23 protein-coding genes are annotated in these 20,354 nt (G+C 42.7%); 7 read left to right on the forward strand and 16 right to left on the reverse strand.

The features are described from left to right. Nucleotides 1-64: 64 nt before the first annotated feature. Both lipL and pta read right to left on the reverse strand, forming a co-directional pair. Nucleotides 65-916, reverse strand: a complete 852-nt coding sequence (gene lipL, locus AC503W_RS19995) for an octanoyl-[GcvH]:protein N-octanoyltransferase (protein ID WP_402954946.1) — start codon at nt 914-916, stop codon at nt 65-67. 33 nt (nt 917-949) lie between these two features. Then, the gene (gene pta / locus AC503W_RS20000; protein ID WP_402870221.1) at nt 950-1,936 is read right to left on the reverse strand and encodes a phosphate acetyltransferase; all 987 of its coding nucleotides are present in this window, start codon (nt 1,934-1,936) and stop codon (nt 950-952) included. Between the two features lie 255 nt (nt 1,937-2,191). Between pta and hemQ the strand changes: the two genes are divergently transcribed. Next, nucleotides 2,192-2,941: a hydrogen peroxide-dependent heme synthase gene (gene hemQ, locus AC503W_RS20005; RefSeq protein WP_402990530.1), complete on the forward strand. Its 750-nt coding sequence runs from the start codon at nt 2,192-2,194 to the stop codon at nt 2,939-2,941. A gap of 338 nt (nt 2,942-3,279) precedes the next feature. Continuing rightward, nucleotides 3,280-3,786 (forward strand): spore coat protein GerQ, encoded by a 507-nt coding sequence (gerQ, locus tag AC503W_RS20010; protein WP_402870216.1) that lies wholly within the window; start codon nt 3,280-3,282, stop codon nt 3,784-3,786. A 104-nt stretch (nt 3,787-3,890) separates the two neighbouring features. On the opposite strand, the gene AC503W_RS20015 is transcribed toward gerQ, so the two are convergent. From AC503W_RS20015 to AC503W_RS20025, 3 genes are all read right to left on the reverse strand, one after another. Beyond that, on the reverse strand, nt 3,891-4,259 hold the full coding sequence (locus tag AC503W_RS20015) for a DUF423 domain-containing protein (RefSeq protein ID WP_402870213.1): 369 nt from the start codon (nt 4,257-4,259) through the stop codon (nt 3,891-3,893). Between the two features lie 27 nt (nt 4,260-4,286). Beyond that, complete coding sequence (locus AC503W_RS20020; protein ID WP_427591699.1) at nt 4,287-4,568, reverse strand: YwdI family protein; 282 nt, start codon at nt 4,566-4,568, stop codon at nt 4,287-4,289. Between the two features lie 219 nt (nt 4,569-4,787). Continuing rightward, complete coding sequence (locus AC503W_RS20025) at nt 4,788-5,486, reverse strand: uracil-DNA glycosylase (protein WP_402870208.1); 699 nt, start codon at nt 5,484-5,486, stop codon at nt 4,788-4,790. 129 nt (nt 5,487-5,615) lie between these two features. Between AC503W_RS20025 and AC503W_RS20030 the strand changes: the two genes are divergently transcribed. Continuing rightward, nucleotides 5,616-7,049, forward strand: coding sequence for a phospholipase D family protein (locus AC503W_RS20030; protein ID WP_494915561.1), 1,434 nt, complete (start codon nt 5,616-5,618; stop codon nt 7,047-7,049). Between the two features lie 135 nt (nt 7,050-7,184). After that, complete coding sequence (locus AC503W_RS20035; RefSeq protein WP_402870203.1) at nt 7,185-7,532, forward strand: YflT domain-containing protein; 348 nt, start codon at nt 7,185-7,187, stop codon at nt 7,530-7,532. A gap of 81 nt (nt 7,533-7,613) precedes the next feature. On the opposite strand, the gene AC503W_RS20040 is transcribed toward AC503W_RS20035, so the two are convergent. Genes AC503W_RS20040 through mobA form a run of 4 tightly spaced genes read right to left on the reverse strand, consistent with a single transcriptional unit; the run spans nt 7,614 to nt 9,970 of the window. Continuing rightward, nucleotides 7,614-8,633: a MoeB/ThiF family adenylyltransferase gene (locus tag AC503W_RS20040; RefSeq protein ID WP_402870201.1), complete on the reverse strand. Its 1,020-nt coding sequence runs from the start codon at nt 8,631-8,633 to the stop codon at nt 7,614-7,616. A gap of 20 nt (nt 8,634-8,653) precedes the next feature. Then, nucleotides 8,654-8,887: a molybdopterin converting factor subunit 1 gene (gene moaD / locus AC503W_RS20045; RefSeq protein WP_402870199.1), complete on the reverse strand. Its 234-nt coding sequence runs from the start codon at nt 8,885-8,887 to the stop codon at nt 8,654-8,656. Then, on the reverse strand, nt 8,880-9,344 hold the full coding sequence (locus AC503W_RS20050) for a molybdenum cofactor biosynthesis protein MoaE (RefSeq protein ID WP_402870194.1): 465 nt from the start codon (nt 9,342-9,344) through the stop codon (nt 8,880-8,882). The genes moaD and AC503W_RS20050 overlap by 8 nt, the downstream gene beginning before the upstream one ends. Further along, on the reverse strand, nt 9,341-9,970 hold the full coding sequence (gene mobA / locus AC503W_RS20055) for a molybdenum cofactor guanylyltransferase (RefSeq protein ID WP_494915567.1): 630 nt from the start codon (nt 9,968-9,970) through the stop codon (nt 9,341-9,343). The genes AC503W_RS20050 and mobA overlap by 4 nt, the downstream gene beginning before the upstream one ends. A gap of 436 nt (nt 9,971-10,406) precedes the next feature. Here mobA and pdxK point away from each other — a divergent pair, with 436 nt between their 5' ends. From pdxK to bshB2, 3 genes are all read left to right on the forward strand, one after another. Next, nucleotides 10,407-11,225, forward strand: coding sequence for a pyridoxine/pyridoxal/pyridoxamine kinase (gene pdxK, locus AC503W_RS20060; protein ID WP_402870188.1), 819 nt, complete (start codon nt 10,407-10,409; stop codon nt 11,223-11,225). A 126-nt stretch (nt 11,226-11,351) separates the two neighbouring features. Continuing rightward, nucleotides 11,352-11,699 carry a YojF family protein gene (locus AC503W_RS20065; RefSeq protein ID WP_402870186.1) on the forward strand — a complete coding sequence of 116 codons (348 nt, stop codon included), beginning with the start codon at nt 11,352-11,354 and terminating at the stop codon, nt 11,697-11,699. 102 nt (nt 11,700-11,801) lie between these two features. Continuing rightward, a complete protein-coding gene (bshB2, locus tag AC503W_RS20070) occupies nt 11,802-12,467 on the forward strand; it encodes a bacillithiol biosynthesis deacetylase BshB2 (RefSeq protein ID WP_494915569.1) in 666 nt (221 codons plus the stop codon). Between the two features lie 144 nt (nt 12,468-12,611). On the opposite strand, the gene AC503W_RS20075 is transcribed toward bshB2, so the two are convergent. The 7 genes from AC503W_RS20075 to gntK form a co-directional block, all read right to left on the reverse strand. Next, entirely contained in the window at nt 12,612-13,820 is a 1,209-nt protein-coding gene (locus AC503W_RS20075; RefSeq protein ID WP_402870180.1) for an MFS transporter, read from the reverse strand. Between the two features lie 15 nt (nt 13,821-13,835). Then, nucleotides 13,836-14,261 (reverse strand): MarR family winged helix-turn-helix transcriptional regulator, encoded by a 426-nt coding sequence (locus AC503W_RS20080; protein ID WP_402870177.1) that lies wholly within the window; start codon nt 14,259-14,261, stop codon nt 13,836-13,838. 160 nt (nt 14,262-14,421) lie between these two features. After that, nucleotides 14,422-15,498, reverse strand: a complete 1,077-nt coding sequence (locus AC503W_RS20085; RefSeq protein WP_427685967.1) for a PQQ-dependent sugar dehydrogenase — start codon at nt 15,496-15,498, stop codon at nt 14,422-14,424. Between the two features lie 27 nt (nt 15,499-15,525). Further along, nucleotides 15,526-16,395: a Cof-type HAD-IIB family hydrolase gene (locus AC503W_RS20090; protein WP_427685969.1), complete on the reverse strand. Its 870-nt coding sequence runs from the start codon at nt 16,393-16,395 to the stop codon at nt 15,526-15,528. A gap of 139 nt (nt 16,396-16,534) precedes the next feature. Continuing rightward, nucleotides 16,535-17,653: a PRK06851 family protein gene (locus tag AC503W_RS20095; RefSeq protein ID WP_427650486.1), complete on the reverse strand. Its 1,119-nt coding sequence runs from the start codon at nt 17,651-17,653 to the stop codon at nt 16,535-16,537. 120 nt (nt 17,654-17,773) lie between these two features. Then, nucleotides 17,774-18,250 (reverse strand): Cys-tRNA(Pro) deacylase, encoded by a 477-nt coding sequence (ybaK, locus tag AC503W_RS20100; protein WP_403124191.1) that lies wholly within the window; start codon nt 18,248-18,250, stop codon nt 17,774-17,776. 95 nt (nt 18,251-18,345) lie between these two features. Further along, nucleotides 18,346-19,890, reverse strand: coding sequence for a gluconokinase (gene gntK, locus AC503W_RS20105; protein ID WP_402990554.1), 1,545 nt, complete (start codon nt 19,888-19,890; stop codon nt 18,346-18,348). Nucleotides 19,891-20,354: the final 464 nt, after the last annotated feature.

A 20,354-nucleotide genomic window follows, 5' to 3' on the forward strand; every position in this document is an offset into this window, starting at 1 on the left:
AATACTATACTCGGAAGCAACACCGAAAAAGCTGTCCCTTCCTTCAGGAACAGCTTTTTACCATTTATTCCTCTTCCAATGCATCGAAGACTTTGTTATTACGTTCTACCACTCTTGTTAAGTACCCTTCATATAAAGGCCACTCTTGTGCCGAAAGGGAATCGGAAAATATCTTCCCACTATGCTCCTTCAATACGTTCAGGAATCTGAGCATAACATCTTGGACAGTTAACTTAACCCCCAATAACTCAGTAAGCGAGGCCATTACGGAAGGAGTGATATCCGGATAAGTGAATTTCGTTTCGACCTGCTTTTTGGCGGTCTGATAGAAACCTTTCACAAGTTCGGCCCTTTGTGCACCACTTCCATTGACGCATATGTATATTTGTACAGCCACACCATTGCGGATCCGGCGTTGCGATATACCGGCAAATTTCCTGCCATCGATACTTAAGTCATAGCTCCCTGGACAATAGGAGCCCACGATTTCTTTTGCTTCGATGCTAACCGGGAAATCGCTGAACATACGTCTAATCAGTTCCCACATGGCATCATATCCACGGTTTATTTCGATTTTCCGTTCGCTTTCAGGGAAAACGAGTGATACATTCAGGACTCCTTCATCTAACACGACGGCCAACCCTCCTGAGTTCCGTACAATCGCCTTGAAATCGTGCTTATCCAAATAATTAATTCCCTCTTTAAGAAAAGGAAGTTTCGTATCCTGAATACCAAGTACGATGGTTTGATGATGCACCCAAGCCCTGGCTACGGCCGTCGAGCGGCCGGAACCTACGGAGGCACATAATGTATCATCCATCGCGAAGGATTCTAGGGCTGGAAACTGGGGACCAACCGATGACTGGTCAATTATCCGCCATTCTTGCTGCCTTAATAATGAATCTGTTTCACTCATAGAAATCTCCCTCTATCAATATCATTCACGTCATTACTGGTATTGCGCAACGAATCCTTGTGCGGCTGTGATGAGTGCCAATTTATATACATCCTCTTCGCTGCAGCCACGGGAAAGATCATTCACTGGACGGTTAAGTCCTTGTAGGATTGGACCCACCGCTTCGAAACCACCCAGACGCTGAACCATCTTATAACTAATATTACCGGCTTCAAGACTCGGAAATATAAAGACATTGGCATCTCCTTGAATGAGAGAATCCGGTGCCTTTTGCCTAGCAACCGAAGGAACGAACGCCGCATCGAATTGAAATTCTCCATCCAGGAGAAGGTGTGGATCCATTTCTTTTGCCAAGGCGACGGCTTGAACGACCTTTTCCGTTTCTGGTGAATGGGCCGATCCCTTCGTAGAAAAACTCAGCATCGCGACTCTTGGTTCGATATCGAATGTCAGGGCCGTCTTGGCACTTTCCAATGCGATTTCAGCCAAATCACGGGAATCCGGGTTAATATTGATGGCACAATCCGCGAATACGTACTTTTCCTCTTCACGGACCATGATAAAGACTCCCGAGGTTTTTTGAACACCTGGCTTTGTTTTAATGATTTGTAATGCCGGTCGGACTGTATCAGCCGTTGAATGGGCTGCCCCACTCACCATGCCATGTGCCTGTTTCATATGAACGAGCATCGTTCCAAAGTAATTCTCATCCAAGAGGATTTCACGGGCTTGCTCAACGGAGGCTTTTCCGTTCCTAACCTCAACAAAAGCTTCAACCATCTCATCCATCATGATGTAGTTTTTCGGATCGTAAATTTCAATGGCATCCAGAGAAATTTTGAGGTCTTTGGCTTTCTCTTGAATTTTGCCGATATCGCCAATTAATACAGGTGTTAATAATTTCGCTTTAGCAAGCCTTCCCGCTGCTCCCAAAACGCGTCCATCCAGCCCTTCTGGAAAAACGATTTTTAGATTATTCCCTGTTATCTTCGATTCTAAAATTTCAAATAAATCGCTCACAAGCTCATCCTCCTTGAATGTATGTACCTTCTATTCATTCCTATATTACCCACTTCGTAAACTTCATGCTCTTCTTCTAAGAATACTCTAGCCGCTATTTAAATTCCAGAATCATTGGTCTTCTTCGTAAAATCGTACATATGAACATTCCTTGAACAAAGAAGAATGACTGCAGACATTTGCGGCCTGATATAAATTTCCTTATACTGAAACTATGTTATATTAAAGTTATATTAAGACATAGGAGTGATCGTAATGAGTGAAGCAGCACAAACTCTTGATGGATGGTATTGTCTACATGATTTCCGCCTGATTGATTGGGCCTCTTGGAAAACGTTGTCAAGTGACGAACGTCAATTAGCCATCTCGGAATTCCAAGGTTTATTGGATAAATGGAATACGACCCAAAGTAACAATGAAGGCAGTCATGCCCTTTATTCCATCGTAGGACAAAAAGCCGACTTCATGCTTATGTTTGCCCGTCCGACAATGGAAGAATTGAATGCCATTGAAAATGAATTCAATAAAACGAAACTTGCCGAATATACGATTCCAGCTTATTCTTACGTTTCTGTAGTGGAATTAAGCAATTATCTAGCAGGTGGAGACGGTGAGGACCCATATCAAAATCCTCATGTACGTTCTAGACTTTATCCAATCCTTCCTCAGGCGAAGCATGTATGTTTCTATCCGATGGACAAGCGCCGTGAAGGAGAAGACAACTGGTATATGCTTTCCATGGAAGAACGTAAAAACTTGATGCGTTCGCATGGCTTGATCGGCCGCAGCTATGCCGGTAAAGTGAAACAAATCATTTCCGGTTCTGTCGGTTTTGACGATTACGAATGGGGCGTTACCCTATTTGCGGATGATGTTCTTCAATTCAAAAAGTTGATTTATGAAATGCGTTTCGATGAAGTCAGCGCCCGTTATGCTGCATTTGGTTCATTCTTCGTCGGCAACATACTTCCAGAAGATAACATACCAACTTTCTTATATGTATAAGACAAAGGCTTCCGGCATCCCGGGAGCTTTTCTTTTTCCTCCGCTTTTTATTTCCACTACCATGACATAAAATCCAGAATCGTCCCATACATTTTCTTTAGTGATGCTAATTTTTTTCACAGTCTCATTCAGCTTCAGACTGCCATACATGTAGTAGTTTAATGGCACGTAATAACACTATTGTGGTTTTTTGGGCCGTGTCCGGGTCTGCCCTAGATCATCCATGTAAACCGTCCCACTCCGGCTGCTATAAATCGCACTGTTTCTTCCAGCCAAGACACTCGGATGTTCAGCTGTTAAAAGAACCGAAATAACCTAGAATTTCAGGAGGGAATGCAATGTCACAAAATAATCCTTATGGCAATTATCCTTATGGAGGAAACTCTTATAACCCATATGAAAGTGACCCATCCCAAAGACAGCAACAGGGTCAATACCAGCAGCAACAAGGCTACCAGCAGCAGCCTGCTTATCAACCACAGATGCCCACTACAGGCGGTACCCAGCAGCAAATCCCTACGCCGATGAACGCTCCCACCACCGGTCCACAAGTACCGGGCATGCTTCCAGTCGAACAATCTTATATAGAGAACATATTACGCTTGAATAAAGGGAAACTGGCCACCGTTTATACCACATTTGAAAACAATAAAGAATGGAATGCAAAAATCTTCAAGGGGATCATCGAAGCGGCCGGACGCGATCATCTAATCATCAGTGACCCACAGACCGGAAAACGTTATTTGATACCAATGGTATTCTTAGATTACATTACCTTTGATGAAGAAATTGAGTATGACTATCCATTCGGAGGAGCTGGACTTACCACATACTCTCCTAGATAGAAAGTGACTATGTGAAAACGAACAGCCTCAGAAATCCTGAGGCTGTTCGTTTTCATCATGCAAAAAACAAGAGCTGATCCCTGAATGCGGCCAGCTGGATTTTTTCATAAATACTTATAGGCAGCAATGATCATCAAGATCCAAGCTGCTAAAAATGAAACGCCACCGATTGGTGTGATGGCACCCAACACTTTGATTTGAGTGACACTCAGAACGAAAAGGCTACCGGAAAATATGATAATGCCGATGAACATCATCCAACCCGACCAATTGATGAGTGGGCTCGTAATTTTCCCCGCCAACAAACCGATAACCAACAAGCCTGCCGCATGGAACATTTGATAATCTACAGCCGTATTCCAGGTTGCTAAATATTTATCAGGTATTTTCCCTTCTAGTCCATGTGCGCCAAATGCTCCTAGTGCCACGGCTATGAATGCATTCAACGCTCCTAAGATGATAAATAATTTCACGATTGCTCCGCCTCTCTTACTTTTTATTTAAAAATCAAATAAGGAATCCCCATTGGCTTCATCCATTTTAACCGGTTCTGCATTCGGTATGTTCGACATAACAGGTTGTGTGAATGTAATGGGCTTCATTATTTTGTTATTTTCCGATTTTTCATCCACCATCACTTCACAAAGTGCCTGAATGGCAACTACATACCCTTGCAACTTAGTCTCTGAATTCGCCAGTTTAGCTTTTGTCACAAGCTCTTCCATTTTATCCAGAATCTGTTTGGATGAGATATCCACATTTACCACCTCGTCTGCATACATTTCCTAACTTCCCTACCTAGCATAGCAAACATTAAGGGGGAAGAAAACTTACTTTTCAATTGGCTTTGGATTCAAACTTCAAACAAGGCTCACCCGAGGAGCGATACACATCAAGGGATGGCAGATTGGATGTTTTAAATTGAAAGGCGCGGCAACCTTTGGGGAATTTAGGATCCCACGTCACATAAAAATGCTTGCAGGCCATGCAATTTACTCGTTTCAATTTATCATGCCCCCTTTGCGGTTCGATATTTGCCAGTTGATAGGAGCCAATCCCATTTCCATAAGAAGTTCATTGGTTTTGGAGAATGGCTTACTGCCAAAGAAACCACGGCTAGCAGACAGCGGACTCGGGTGGACGGAAGTAATGATTGGGTGGCGCTTTTCATCTATCCAACGCAGTTTTGTTTGAGCTGGCTTTCCCCAAAGGATGAAAATCACCGGTGTCTCCCTCTCATTCAACAGCTGGATGATCTGATTCGTGAAGGTCTCCCACCCTTTGCCCCTGTGGGAATGTGCCTCCCCTTCACGTACAGTTAGAACGGTATTGAGGAGAAGCACACCTTGTTCCGCCCATTCGCCTAGGTAACCATTGTCAGGAACCTCACAGCCCAGATCACTTTTCAGTTCTTTAAAGATATTTCGTAAAGAAGGCGGGATGCGGACGTCAGGCTTTACCGAGAAGCTAAGACCATGGGCCTGACCCTGTCCATGATAAGGGTCCTGGCCAAGAATGACGACCTTTACCTTTTCATACGGTGTACAGTGAAGCGCATTAAAAATATCTTCCGGACTCGGATGTATGGCATGCTGATTGTATTCTCGTGTGATGAATTCTTTTAAATCCTGATAATATGGCTTTTTAAATTCCTCTTTCAATAGAGGCCACCAGTCATTCGTTAAAATCGGCTTTGTCATCTTTACTAGCCCCTTTCTCGCTTTTCCAATTATTATATCAAACTCATTTTCTGATTCATGTTTCTATATACCCCTAAAAAGGGGAAATAGATAGTTAGCAAGCAATTTAAGTAAGATGGAGGATTTTCTATGAAAAAATGGTATAAACGCAAACGATTTTATTTGCTTGTTAGTATGCTCCTTGTTGTCATCGCGGTCATTGTCTATAACAGCTATAAACCCCTGCCCAAAGGAATATCCTACGAGGGGGAGATACATCATGTCGAGGATATCGATTTCATTTATGATCTCTCTTATCATGATGAACAAGGAAAGGTACAGCATGAACAGCGAATCTTCCAGACCATCTATCATGCAATTGAAGAGGCCGATTCTTTTATCGTAATTGATATGTTCTTGTTTAATAGTTTCTATGATGAGAAAGTAGACTTCCCTAAATTAAGCAAGACTTTAACAGATAAACTGATAGCCCAAAAGAAGAAGAAACCTGAACTTGAGGTTATGTTCATTACCGATGAAGTGAACACCTCCTATAATGCATACGAATTAGACGAGTTAGAAAAGCTGAAACAAAATGACATCGAAGTGGTCGTAACCAACTTGGACCGACTCCGGGATCCCAATCCACTCTATTCCGGACTATATCGAACATTTTTCCAATGGTTTGGGGAAAGCGGGAAAGGCTGGATTGTCAATCCCATGGCTAATAATGCCCCAAAGGTCACGGCACGGTCTTATCTTCGATTAATGAATATCAAAGCCAATCACAGAAAAGTGGTAGCTACTGAAAAGACAGCCATCATCTCATCCGCAAATCCTCACGATGCAAGTGGGTTCCATTCCAATATTGCTTTCCAGATGGATGGCAACATCATCAGTGATTTCGTCAAAGCGGAAGAAGCCGCATCGAGGTTCTCTGACGGTCCGAAGGCATTTCCTGAAGTTAAAGGAACAGCGGAAGAAAATGGCCCCATTTCCGTTCAATTATTGACGGAAGGAAAAATCAACAAACATGTCCTAAAAGCCATTAGGGAAACAAAGAAAGGCGATCGAATCCAGCTCGCCATGTTCTATATCGCTGACCGACACGTCGTCGAGGCATTGACCGATGCGGCCAGGAGAGGTGTCCGGATCCACATGATATTGGACCCGAATCAAAATGCATTTGGCAGTCAAAAAATGGGGCTTCCCAATCTGCCGGTTGCAGCCGAATTCGAAAAGCTAGATGAAGGGAATATCAACATACGTTGGTACAAAACCGATAAAGAACAGTTCCATACGAAACTGATGACGATTCAAAAAGAAGAGGAAACCGTCATAATTGGAGGATCAGCCAATTACACAGCCCGAAACCTAGACGATTATAATCTAGAAGCCAATGTTGAAATCCATGCCCCTAAAGACACCGAAGTCGCACAGGAAGTGGATGCCTATTTCCAGCGGCTTTGGAAAAATGAAAAGGGCGAATATACTTCAGACTATAGCGAATACCAGGATAAATTACCGTTCTTAAAATATGTTACCTATCGATTGCAAAAGCTGTTCCGTTTCACCACCTATTAATAATTAATAAGGTAAATGTTTAGCAATGGCTAAATAAGGTTATATACTACTATAGCTAATAACAAGCTGAGATATGCAAGATTCCATTTACCCAATTTAAGAAAGTCTTACACTAAAATTGAAGGAGGAGTTTATATGTATCAAGTACATGTTGTAGAAAACGGTTTACAAGCTAAGGAAAAAATCGATGAGTTAGTTACAACCGGCTATACGAAGGATGATGTATATTTATTTGCTCACGATAAGGATCGCTCTAAGCACCTTACCGAAAATACAAATACTGAAGATGTCGGCATGAAGGAACAAGGTTTCCTCGATACAGTTGGAAACCTCTTCAAATCACGTGGGGACGAACTACGTAACCGAATGAGCAATCTTGGACTTACCAAAACAGAAGCGGAACGTTATGAAGAAGTGTTAGATGAAGGAAAAGTCGTCATCATTGCATCCAAACAAGACAACAAAGACGGAGTTACTCATTAATTCCCGTTAACTCATTACCCATTTACCCTATATCACATCCTATATAAAATGAGGCCCCATTCGGGAGCCTCATTTTTTGTGTTATCCAAGAATTCTTTGATACAACGCCTTTGCATGGACCATATCCTTCGTGCCATGAATTAACGCTCGGCCATCCTGAAAAATGACCATACGCTCCCCGTCTTTTTCACAAGAAAGAAGGAAAGGATTAACCTTGACTAAATAGTCACTTCCCTTTAAATCTTTGGCCAGCTTCTCTAGTTGGAGTTTCAATGGCTTTGATGGCCTGACCTGTACCGTATCCCTTCCACAAAGGACAGCGGTTTTGGTCATATTATCCGCATTTAAAAACGGATACGTCCGTTGCTCCCCACATGAAAGACAGTCCGTTCTCTTTGCTTTCGTTAATTTAATCGTTTGATATTGGTTTCGCCATAAATCGAATGTAACAAGCGTTGGTCGAACTGCTTCCCAATCTTCGACTAAAATCTTCAAGGCTTCAGCCGTTTGATGAGCCACTACCATGGTTACGGCTGGAGAGATGATTCCACCGGTATCACAGGTCATCCCTTGTACCGGAATGGTTTTCATCAGGCAGTTCATACACGGTGTTTTATCTGGAAGAATCGTCATGGTCATGCCAACACTGCCTACGCATGCCCCATATATCCAAGGTATTTGAAGCTTTTGTGATAAATCATTGATTATCATCCGAGTCTCGAAGTTATCTGTAGCATCTATTATCAAATCCACATGACCCAATAATGGTTCAAGCGTGCGTGCAGTGGCATCCATGATGACCGCCGCTACATCTACTTCGTGATTAATAGCATGCAAGTGCCGCTTTGCCGCTTCGGCCTTTGGCAGTTTATCCTCGACATCCTGTTCCGTATATAACTGTTGACGTTGTAAATTACTGGACTCGACGTAATCCCGGTCCACAATGGTCAACTTTCCCACACCTGCACGAGTCAAGGCTTCTGCATTAGCGGAACCAAGCGCTCCAGCTCCCAGAAGCAAGACATGCTTTTGACGAATGTGGGCCTGTCCTCCTTCACCGATCGGAGAAAACAAGGTTTGTCTTGAATATCGCTCATTCACTATGATTCCCCCCTATCTAATTAGCCTCCGCTGACAGGTGGTATGAAGGCGATGGTATCTCCATCAGCCACTATCACTTCGTCTCCGGCAAACTCTTCATTGACCGCTGTCATTACCGTATCCAGACCTTCCAAATGGAACTCGGCCCTAATCTTTTCCTTTAGCTGAGCCACGCTCAACCCATTTCCTTCTATAGAAATAGTCTCTTTTCCCATTTCATCTTTTAGTTGAGCAAACAAAAGTACTTTAATCATCGAGATCCCCCTCTTCTGGCTTTCCATTAGGATAAGGTACGGTTTCTAGTTGATTGCCAACCCATGTCTCCCCATCTTCCCAATGTTCCTTTTTCCAAATCGGAACGATTTCCTTTATTCTTTCTATGGCATATCGATTAGCTTCATACGCGTCGTTACGATGTGGTGTACTTACAGCAATGACCACCGCAATATCCGTGATTTCCAATTGACCGACCCGGTGAGTGATCGCCGTTTCTGCGTCAGGCCAGCGCTCCTTAATCTCCATCCCGATTTGTTCTAACTTCTTGACCGCCATCGGTTCATAAGCCTCATAGATTAAGAATAGAGTCTTCTTCCCCTTCGTCATTTCCCTAACTGTACCAATGAAGGTCGTGACTGCACCTGCATCCCGCTTAACTACTTTATCTACCACTTCTTGAATGACGATCGGTTCCTTCGAAATTTCAAAATTCATGGGGTACCTTCCTTTCTGACAATTTCAGTTTGGTATATATGTTTTGCTTCTTCATAATCTTCCATTGTATTCATATTAAAAAAGAGAAGACGGAAACGCTCAGGGTCTTCATGATATAACGAAAAGTCGGTTTCCTTGATGACTTTCACCCTGATCTTTTCTAGAAAAAGCTTCATTTTCAATTCCTTCTTCTCCAGACATTCCGTTAACACGGGTAGGCACCTCTTGTGATAGACCGCAAAGAGCGGCTGAAGCCTGCCATTGATTTCCGGAATGATGGCATCATAATCCGATTCATAACATGAAAGCATTTCATTGACCGCCTGATCATTTACAAAAGGCATATCACAGGCACTAAGGACCTGCAGCTCTGTTTCGGAAGAGGACATTCCAGCATGGAGTCCTCCAAGCGGACCTTGACCTATATATATATCAGGAATGAAAGGTAATTCAAGAAAGTGATATTCTTCAGGTGAATTCGTAACAACCAGAATGTTTACCGTAACCTTTTTAAAGACGTTCGCCACTCTTTGGATGTTCACCACCTCGCCTATTTTCAGCAAGGCTTTATTCATACCCATTCGGCTTGATTGGCCACCGGCTAAAAGCAAGATCGTACAATTCAACTGAAACACCTCCTATTATTTGATTGAACCCTTTACCATTTGGAAACGTTATAATGAATAAGTCCTTTTTAAACGAATTCGGTCGTACCTCAATAGTTTAAATCAACTTTTAAAATATTAACACTTTCACACCCTTATCAAAAGATTGAATATAGCATATTTCTCCGGTGTTTTACATTTTCAAATGGATTTTACGCATTATATCCCTTTTTCATTGAATAATTCACCATTTCAATACAAAATTTGGCTGTACTCCCATAAAAATTACCAGATGAGATTTGTTCATCCTATGTCATGTCCCGCCCCATTTTAAAGCCTGTATTTCCAGATATCTTCTTAGTTTTACATAATATAAATTTTGGTATATTCTAAAAATAAGATATTACGGTACACTGATAATATCCATATCATTCAATACTCCTGAGGAGGTCACATAATGACCATGAATAGAGCTATGACTGTTGCTGGTTCAGATTCCAGCGGCGGTGCAGGTCTTCAAGCTGATTTAAAGACATTTCAAGAATTCGGGATTTACGGAATGTCCGCTTTAACGACAATTGTCACCATGGATCCTAAAAACGGTTGGTCTCACAATGTTTTCCCTACACCGGTCGAAATTTTAGAAGCCCAATTAGAAACGATTCTTTCTATCGGGATAGATGCCATGAAAACAGGCATGCTTGGTTCTGTTGAAATCATTGAGCTTGTTGCTCGTAAAATAGACGAATTGAAACTGGATAAGGTCGTAATCGACCCGGTTATGGTATGTAAAGGGGAAGATGAAGTTTTACATCCGGAAACTGCTGTCGCACTTCGTGAGTTGCTTGTTCCACGTGCAACAGTCGTTACTCCAAACCTTTTCGAGGCTGCACAATTGGCTGGGACTGCCCCGATCAAAACGATTGATGATATGAAAAAGGCTGCCGAGAAAATCCATGCCCTTGGTGCCAAATATGTTCTGATCAAAGGTGGTAATAAGCTGGATCATGACAAAGCCATCGACCTTTTATACGATGGAAAAGAGTTTGAAATCCTGGAATCCGAAAAAATCGAAACGACCAATACACACGGGGCCGGCTGCTCATCTTCAGCTGCAATTACGGCACAGTTAGCTGAAGGAAAGAGCCCTCGTGAAGCCATTTATGTCGCAAAAGACTTCATTACCGAAGCCGTCCGTCATTCTTGGAAAATGAATGATTATGTAGGTCCGGTCAATCATGGTGCATACCATAAATATGGGACGCCTAAAAAATAAAAAATACTATTAATTAAGAGGGTTGCTCAAATACTCGAGCGGCCCTCTTCGCTTTTTCCGCTTAACTTTAGTAAAATAGAAAGATGGAAAATGCTTATAGTTACCCAGTAAAGGAGGAATTGTCGAATGAAACCTATAGACCGTTCAGAGGTGCAGAAAGCCATCGATTCATTTGCAGGAAAAGATGTATACCTTCACCTTGAAACGACTAACGGTGCCTATGCCACCCATGTGGATGAAGCTTTTTTTTCTGCAGGCGCTTATATTCGTAATGCACAAATTCAATATGAACACGGTAAGATTATTGGGGACGGACCTTTTCGCGTCGGCTTAAAACTCATGATTGGCTGGGTATATGCTGAAGGCGTAAACCACTTCGAGATCGATGATCAAGGAAGATTATTGTTGGCAGGACTTGATTTCACGGGAAAACTTGCCGTTTCCCTTCAGATCAGTTCTACTCCCTTTGAATAACCAAAAGATATTTACACCATTTCTATTCATCCCGCACGTACGTTTCTCTTCGGCGGAACTCTTTTATAATTATTGTAAGTAGAACGAAAGGAGACGAGTATTATGGAAAAAGAACAGCATATTTTAGTGATTTTCCCGCACCCCGATGATGAAGCCTTTTCTGTTTCAGGGATGCTTGCCTTACATAGTGAAGCCGGCACACCGATTACCTACCTCTGCTTGACTCTAGGGGAAATGGGTAGAAATTTAGGAAATCCTCCTTTCGCAACTAGAGAGTCCCTTCCTAAAATTCGCAAAAGAGAATTAATCGAAGCAGCGAATGCCATTGGTATCCAAGACTTGCGCATGCTTGGTTTACGAGATAAAACGATTGAGTTTGAAGATGATGAAAAATTGACCTCCCTGTTCACAGAGGCCATCAATGAACTTAATCCTTCATTGGTCATAACGTTTTATCCAGGATACAGTGTCCACCCCGACCATGAAGCGACAGCACGTGCCGTCGTTCGCGCTGTAGAAAGAATCGAAGAAAAAGACCGTCCAAAGCTCCATTGTGTCGCCTTTTCCAATAATTGCATCGATGAATTGGGACAACCCGATATCATCCATGACATCACCGCAGCTGAAGATAAAAAGGTAGCGGCCATAACCGCGCACCGATCGCAAACACAAGCAATGGTGGTTGATTGGAAGGAAAAATTCGAAAACCAAGATGTTGATTTCCTCGACTGGATTCGAAAAGAGCGATTATGGACCTACAAATTTTAAAAACCGCCATTTGGCGGTTTTTTTATTTATTTCCATAAAAAAACGCCTGTTTGTAACAGACGTAGAAAAAGGGGGATTACTTAGAAAAGTAAATCATACAATAAGTATCCCCTTTTTCCATATTTTTAAACAAATAAGGGATAATCAAGAAATCATTTGATCGCCCGTATTCTGCCTGGATGCCCTTGCTGATGCCTTTTTACCATGAACAAAATAGTAAATGACTATCAACAAGACTGACAGAACAGCCATGCAGATAAACAACCCTTTAAAACCAGTATAAGGAACGAGGAACCCTAGCATAAACGGTCCTAAACCAATTCCAAAGTCATAAAAGGTAAAGAATGTGGAGGTTGCCAATCCCATACGATTTGATGGAGATTCCTTGATGGATATAGCCTGTGCGCTTGACTGAAACGTACCATATCCTACACCGATGAAAGCACCTGCAATCAAGAGCGTCAAGGCATGTTGCGATTGACTTAGTACGACCATCCCAATTACAAATAAGACAAGGGAAGGGTAAATTACAGCATTTTCACCTTTCACATCGAACATACGCCCTGTAAATGGACGGGTAACTAAAAGGAATATAGCGAACACGACAAAGAAAAAGCTCGCGGCATCCAGTAGGTTTATTTCCTTTGCAAAAGAAGTTAAATAGGACAAGATGCTCGAATAGGCTAAACCTGCAAACATCACAAGTATGGATATCGGTAAAGCACGTTTTTCAAAGTAGTCTTTGATGTTGAACCCCCGTGGTCGAGGCGCTTGATCTTTTGTTGCCTCAGGTACAAATAAAAATAAAGAAGCCGCTAAAGAGAATGCAGCGAATAGTGACGCGGCATAGAAAATAAAGGAGTAGCTAAAATGCTGGGTAATGAACAATCCGATAAATGGACCAAATGCCATGGCCAGGTTTGTACTCATGGCAAAGTATCCCGTACCTTCACCACGTCTTTCATTCGGTATGATATCAGCAACAATTGTTCCAGTGGCCGTTGTAGCGAGACCAAATGAGATACCATGAACCAACCGATCAATAAATAAAAGCGGCAAACTATCCACTTGCAGATAGAAAACGGAGGCTATAAAAAATAATACCAACGAACCAATAAGCATTTTCTTCCGACCTAATTGATCAATCTTTTTTCCGGCGATTGGTCGTACAAGTACTGCTCCCAAGACAAAAATACTCGACGCCAGTCCGGCTTGAGCTTGAGAAGAATGGAAATTATCCATCGTATAAAGGGTCAAAGTGACCATCAAGACATAAAACGTTAAAAAGAGAAAAAAGTTTGCGGACGAAACAATAATAAAGTCTTTCGTCCACAATTTTGTTTTTTGATTCATTTCAATCCTTCTTCCTTACGATTGTTGTAACTTTTCCTTTAAGAATTTTAAGGTCCGCAATGTTGCTTCCCAGTCCTCTTCAGACAAACCATCTATTAATTGAAGTTCGAATTCATCTACTGCCTTTCTAGCTTTTAGGTATGTTTTTTCACCTAAATCAGTTAACTGAATTCTCCGTTCCCGTTTATCTTTTCCCGGTATTTGTTCGATTAATTTTCGTTCTTCCAATCGATTCACCGTCCGGGTTACTGTCGGTTTCTCGACATCTAAGTAATTGCTGATTTCAACCAACGTGGTACTACCATATTCCTTCAGATAATAGATAATCATCCATTGAGAATGAAAAAGATCGACCTTTGCCAGCTGCTCATTTAACTTCTTGGTGAACGTTCTTGAGAATTGCAGGTTATGGTGAAAAAATAAACCATCACGTAAAAACAAAGGTATTCCCCCTGAAAATTAGTTACCTAGGTAACTATACTATGATTCATCTGAATTGTCCAGCCAATCCCTATTGATTTATCCAGATACTACTCACACATTATCAGTATTCCCACTCCTCCTTGGAAGCATAAAAAAAATGCCCTTTACAGCACATCTCTTAATGGGACTTAGCTAAGGGCAAACGATAAAGTTTATCATCATTACGATCGGCCTTTCCACGCCCATCTGTATTATTGCTAATAAAATATAGGAATCCCCCGTCTACTAACACATCTCGTATCCGGCCAGAATCGGTAACTAAATCCGTCATTTCCCCAATTTTTATATCATACCTCTTAAGTGCTTCTCCCCTTAAGGCAGCAACAAAAAGCTTGCCATCTGAATACGCAATCCCAGAAGGTGCCCATGTATCATTTCCGGAATGAATCATAGGAGCTTCCATATTTGATTGTGCCTCACTTCCCTCTATTTCCGGCCAGCCATAATTCTTTCCAGGGAGAATCGCGTTTAATTCATCATGTGCAGATTCACCATGTTCACTTTCGAACAGTTGTCCCGTTTCATCCCAAGCGAGGCCTTGCGGATTGCGATGTCCGTAAGAAAAAATATAGGAATTCTCGAAAGGATTATCGTCGGGGATGGTTCCGTCAAGATTCAAACGCAAAAGCTTGCCACCTAAAGAATCAAGATCCTGGGCAATCATTGGTTCCCTTGCATCTCCTGTTGTGGCAAATAGTTTTCCATCGGGGCCAATCTTTAAGCGTCCTCCATGATGATAGTCACCACTTGGAATCTTGTCGATTAGAATTTCCTTCTCTCTCCATGTATCATCCACCTGTTGGAGCGTGATGATCCGATTGGATGGTTTTCCGTTTTCCTCGTAGGTGTAATAGGCAAAAGCTTGATGGTTCTTCGAAAAGTCAGGGTCGAGCACAAATCCAAGCAATCCAGCTTCTGCCTTTGAGGACAACTTCTTTTCCAGCTGAACCTTCTGCCTCTCCATATGCTCATTCTTCCATTGCACGATGGTGCCTGACCGTTCTGAAACATACAAAGTCTCTCCATCTTTCTGAATCGACCATGGAGAAGCCAGGTTCGTTACCAGTACCTCAGGGCCATCTATCGCCGTTTCTGTTGAGTCTTCCTCAGGCTGTGCTCCGTTATTTCCCTCTCCCCCTGAACATCCCGTCAAGGCCAACGTAATCATGAGGATCAATGAACACCATCTTTTCAAATAAATTCCCTCCCTCGGTTTGCCGAGTTATTCGATTGTCTTCTTAAGAACCTTTAAAATGGCCTTCGCTACTCCATGTTCTTCATTTGTCCCTGTCACTTCATCACAAAGGTTTTGAATGTCGGTCGGGGCATTTCCCATTGCGACGGATAAACCCACTCTTTCAAACATGGATATATCATTATAATTATCTCCAATGGCCATCGTCTCCTGCATAGAGCCTTCTTTTTCGTTCACATACTTTTCGAGTACGATTCCTTTTTGGGCATGTTTGCTCGTGATTTCCACATTCTCACGACCCGAAGAGGTGACAGCAGTCCCTTCATCCATTTTGAACCGCGAGGCAGCTTGGTCCAATACCTGCAAATCCGTGGAGAAACCAAGGATTTTATATAGTTCCAACTCAGCTTGGTCGAAAAGCTCAGTATAATCCGCAATGGATGTAACATGTCCCAATTGTAGACGAGCCTCTGCATACTTTCTAATTTGGGACGGGTCAATATCCTGATTTGCCGTAACCATTACATCCACAAGGGCATCGATTGCGGTCTCGTAGTTTTTAGAGAAAATTCCTTTGCTCGTATAAATTTCGAAATAGATTCCCCGTTCTTCAAGCCACTCCGCTGCATTCTTTACGGAAGCTATCTGCATTGGATGGGAAGCCGCTACCTTCCCTTCTTGCGTGAAGAGGGCAGCGCCATTCACGCAGATGATCGGACATTCAAGGCCCACTTTATCTAAAGCATATCTGGCTTCCTCAAACGATCTTCCAGTAGCAATGATGACTTCGATCCCTTCTTCTTGAGCCTTATGAATCGCTGATTTATTTTCTTCACTCACCGTTTGCATTTTATTCAGTAATGTTCCGTCCATATCAATCGCAATCGTTTTAATCATTTAACCACTCCCTTTTCTTTTTACCCTTATTTTACCCTAATAAGAAATGATTAACATCCTCGTGCATGTAAGATGATCCAAATGATTGTCCCTTCTATGTAAAACTGCACCTCATTTTTAAAAAAGGTGCAGTCTCTTTTCAATGTAATATTGTTGGGTTATCCATTGCCTTTACCCGCTCACCAATCTGTTCCTGAATATCTTTCATCATGTCATCGACAGCCGTAAAATCCATGGCCTTCACATAGATTGTTTCAAGTTCGTCATGCTGCTCTTTCGCCTTCGCCAGACACGCTGTCGCTTCATTCATTTTCTCCCGGTACCTCAAAGAGACAGCCTTGATTTGATCGGCATATATCTCATCGGTTCCCGGAAGGATGGCCGTCTTATAGATATCGATGATTTCATCCCCTTCAAGGCTTGGGAAGTATTCATGAGGGGCGGTGCTATCAAAAATGGCGATGCCCACTTCACGCACTATCACCATATCCAAGCTGTCAGGGTCAAATCCACAATGATACATTTCCACATCAAAGCCCCGTTGCTCTGCAGATTTGGCAATTTTCTTCAGCATCGTCGATTTACCTGAACCCGGACGCCCTTTCAAAAAGTATCGTTTATGCACACCTTTTGTAATATTCGGAACATAGTCAACAGCACCCTTTGGAGTGGCTGCACCTAAGAACCTGTGGCGAACATCCGCTTTTTTGTTCAAGAATATATCTCTATAAAAACCCTGAATCAATTTATTCGTCAATCCATTTAATTTGGCGAAATCGATGTTTGCTTTATAGATTTCTTCCCATTCGTCATGTATCTCCAACGCTTTGGCAAAGTGGCCATAAGCCGCCTCATAGCTCTTGCTTCTGGCATTCGTCAATCGAATGATGTTTGCCCTTTCAGCCGCCAGCTGCTGGGAATACCAGGCGGCCCCAAGATTAACGTATTCCTCTATAGCCCCTGGCGCTTTCGGTTCAATTACATGCGGTGCCGTCCCATCCACAAGACCTACTTTCAATGCAGGGATGATCACCCCATCAATGGAATCATTATCGGAGGAACAGTGCAAAAACTCTATGTCGTAGCCTTTATCCAGCCATTCCTGGCCAATCTTTTTCATGATCGTTGATTTCCCTGACCCAGGTCCTCCCTTTAGGATGAATAATTTCTCCAATCCCGTAAGGTTTGAATCATATAAGCTATAAAAACCTTTGGCCGTATTACCTCCGGCAAAATAATGCATCGCATTTCCTGACACTTCCACACTCTCCTTTACCATACAGATGTATCTTCAAGACAGCGTATGCCATGAAGCACAGGTAGGTGAATGCCTAAAAGTTCAAAGTGACTAAAAACCTTATATGGGAGCTTTTTAGATTCACTTTAAAAGGGCCGCAGTTTCAGCCTCTGCCCCCATCAAGAATCCCGATGGTTCCAGGACAATTTGTGTACCGATCTTCCCACCGCTCACGATGATTTCGGACAGGTCTAATGCGCTTTCATCAATAAAGGTCGGATACTGCTTTTTCATTCCTATAGGTGAACAGCCTCCGCGGATATACCCGGTGTACTTTTGCAGATCTTTAACGGCAAGCATTTCGATTTTTTTCACACCTGCTGCTTTGGCCGCTTTTTTCAAATCCAGCTCAGCAGCCACAGGGATTACAAACACATAAAGCTGTTGAGGACCATTATGGGTAACAAGCGTTTTAAAGACCGTTTCCGGTGCTTTACCGATTTTATTAGCCACTGTAATCCCGTCAATTTTCCCATCATTCGCATCGTAACTCATCTTCTCATACTTTATTTTCATTTTATCGAGAATACGCATGGCATTTGTTTTACTGGCTCCCATCTCTTAAATCCCCTTACCTTTTTCCTCTATCTTACCATTTTTGAAAATAAGCCAAAAGAAAAGCACAAGCTTTTAACAGCTGTGCTTTTGTCGCATCACTCTAAATGTCGACGTTGGAAGTCGGCAATTCGCTTGTAATCTCCTTCTAATTTTCGGCAAACGGACAGGTAAATCGACATGAGTTCTTGGTATATTTCCACATTTGCCTCAATGGGCTCGAGCTCATGGGTGTTACCGACCATATCCTCCACCGCATCCAAACTTTCGATTTCCCCTAAAGCGTAGAGACCAAGAATGGCAGCCCCTAGACTCGAACTTTCAAAGCTTTCAGGAATCTTCACATGCTGGTTAAATATATCAGCCATAATTTGACGCCAAAGCTTGGAACGGACAAAGCCGCCACTCGCATGGATTTTTTTGGGGGCCCCGGTCAATTCCCCTACAGTGAGCAGCACACTATATAAGTTATACATCACGCCTTCAAGTACAGATCGGACCATATGATCACGGGTATGATGAAGAGCCAATCCAAAGAAGGAGCCTCTAGCATCAGCACTCCATAACGGCGCCCTTTCCCCAGCCATATATGGGTGGAAAATCAACCCATCGGAACCAGGGGCGATATGCGTTGCCATTTCGGTCAGGATTTCGTAAGGGTCCTGGCCCAATACTTTCGCTCTCGCAATTTCCTCCCGACCAAGTTGGTCCTTGGCCCATCGGAAGGTAATCCCGCCATTATTGACCGGTCCGCCAATGACCCAATGCCTTTCAGTAAGGGCGTAACAAAACGTTCTCCCTTTTGGATCCGTAAGCGGATGGTCACTGACGGTACGGACCGCTCCACTTGTGCCAATCGTTACCGCAAATATACCCGGTTTGATGGCATTTTGCCCCAAGTTAGCTAGTACCCCGTCACTGGCACCAATGACCATTGGTGTATCAGGGGAAATATTCATGTTCGCAGCCAATCCCTCACTCAAGTTGGAAAGGATATGGGTCGTCGGCACAAGCCTTGGTAGTTTGTCCGAACCGATTCCGGCAATCACCAATGCTTCCTCATCCCACTCCATCGTTTTCAAGTTGAACAGGCCTGTTGCTGAAGCCATAGAATAGTCCATCACATATTCATTGAAAAATTTATAAATGATATATTCTTTAATTCCTAGAAATTTATCCGTTTTGTTAAAAATTACTGGGTGTTCATTTCTAAGCCACATGATTTTCGTGATGGGTGACATCGGATGAATCGGTGTCCCCGTCCTATGGTATAATGCCTCTCCCTGACTTGATGCCTTCAGTTCCTCGGCATAGGCAGCACTTCGATTATCAGCCCATGTAATGCTGTTGGTTAGTGGGTTTCCGCCTGTATCCATGGCAATCAAACTATGCATGGCCGAGCTAAACGAAATAAACCCCAACTCTTCTTTTTCAATCCCACTTGCAATCATGACCTCACCGACTGTCAGCAAGACCGCCTTATAGATTTCTTCAGGGTCCTGTTCTGCAACGGACGGTGTGGGACTGTTCAATGGATATCCCTTAGAACATGTTTGCACTACCTTACCGTCTTTCGTAAAAAGAACCACTTTTGTACTTGTTGTCCCAATATCGATTCCCATCATATAATTAGAATGTTTCATGCTATTACATCGTGCTCCTTTCTCTTAAACAATTGTATCCAATAGTAAGATTAGGATAAGCGAAACGACTGAAATGCCGTCCCCATTTTCGATTCATACATGTATCATCAATTACTAGATACAGGTCGGGCCAAATAGAATACGCTGCTATGTTCTTCTTTATTAAAACCCTTTGCGTAGACCCATGTAAAGGAAGAAACAAAGCCTAATCCGGTAAAAAGCGGGTTTCGTAAAATCAGGTCCCCCAATAGAGTCATAGGGTGCAGGGATGTAAAATGGCCTTTGAATTAGAATCACTCAACCATTCCAGTAGCTTAGCCATATGAACGGATCTTTAACAAACAGCTCCGTAATATTATGAGTGTTTCCCTAATTACTCCAACTCATAAGATGAATTATAGGATCATCAAGGGCGCTTACTAGACGAAAAAGGGAGGGACCCTACTCGGCGCAAATCAGGTCTC

The sequence above is a fragment of the Peribacillus suis genome, from assembly GCF_059384845.1.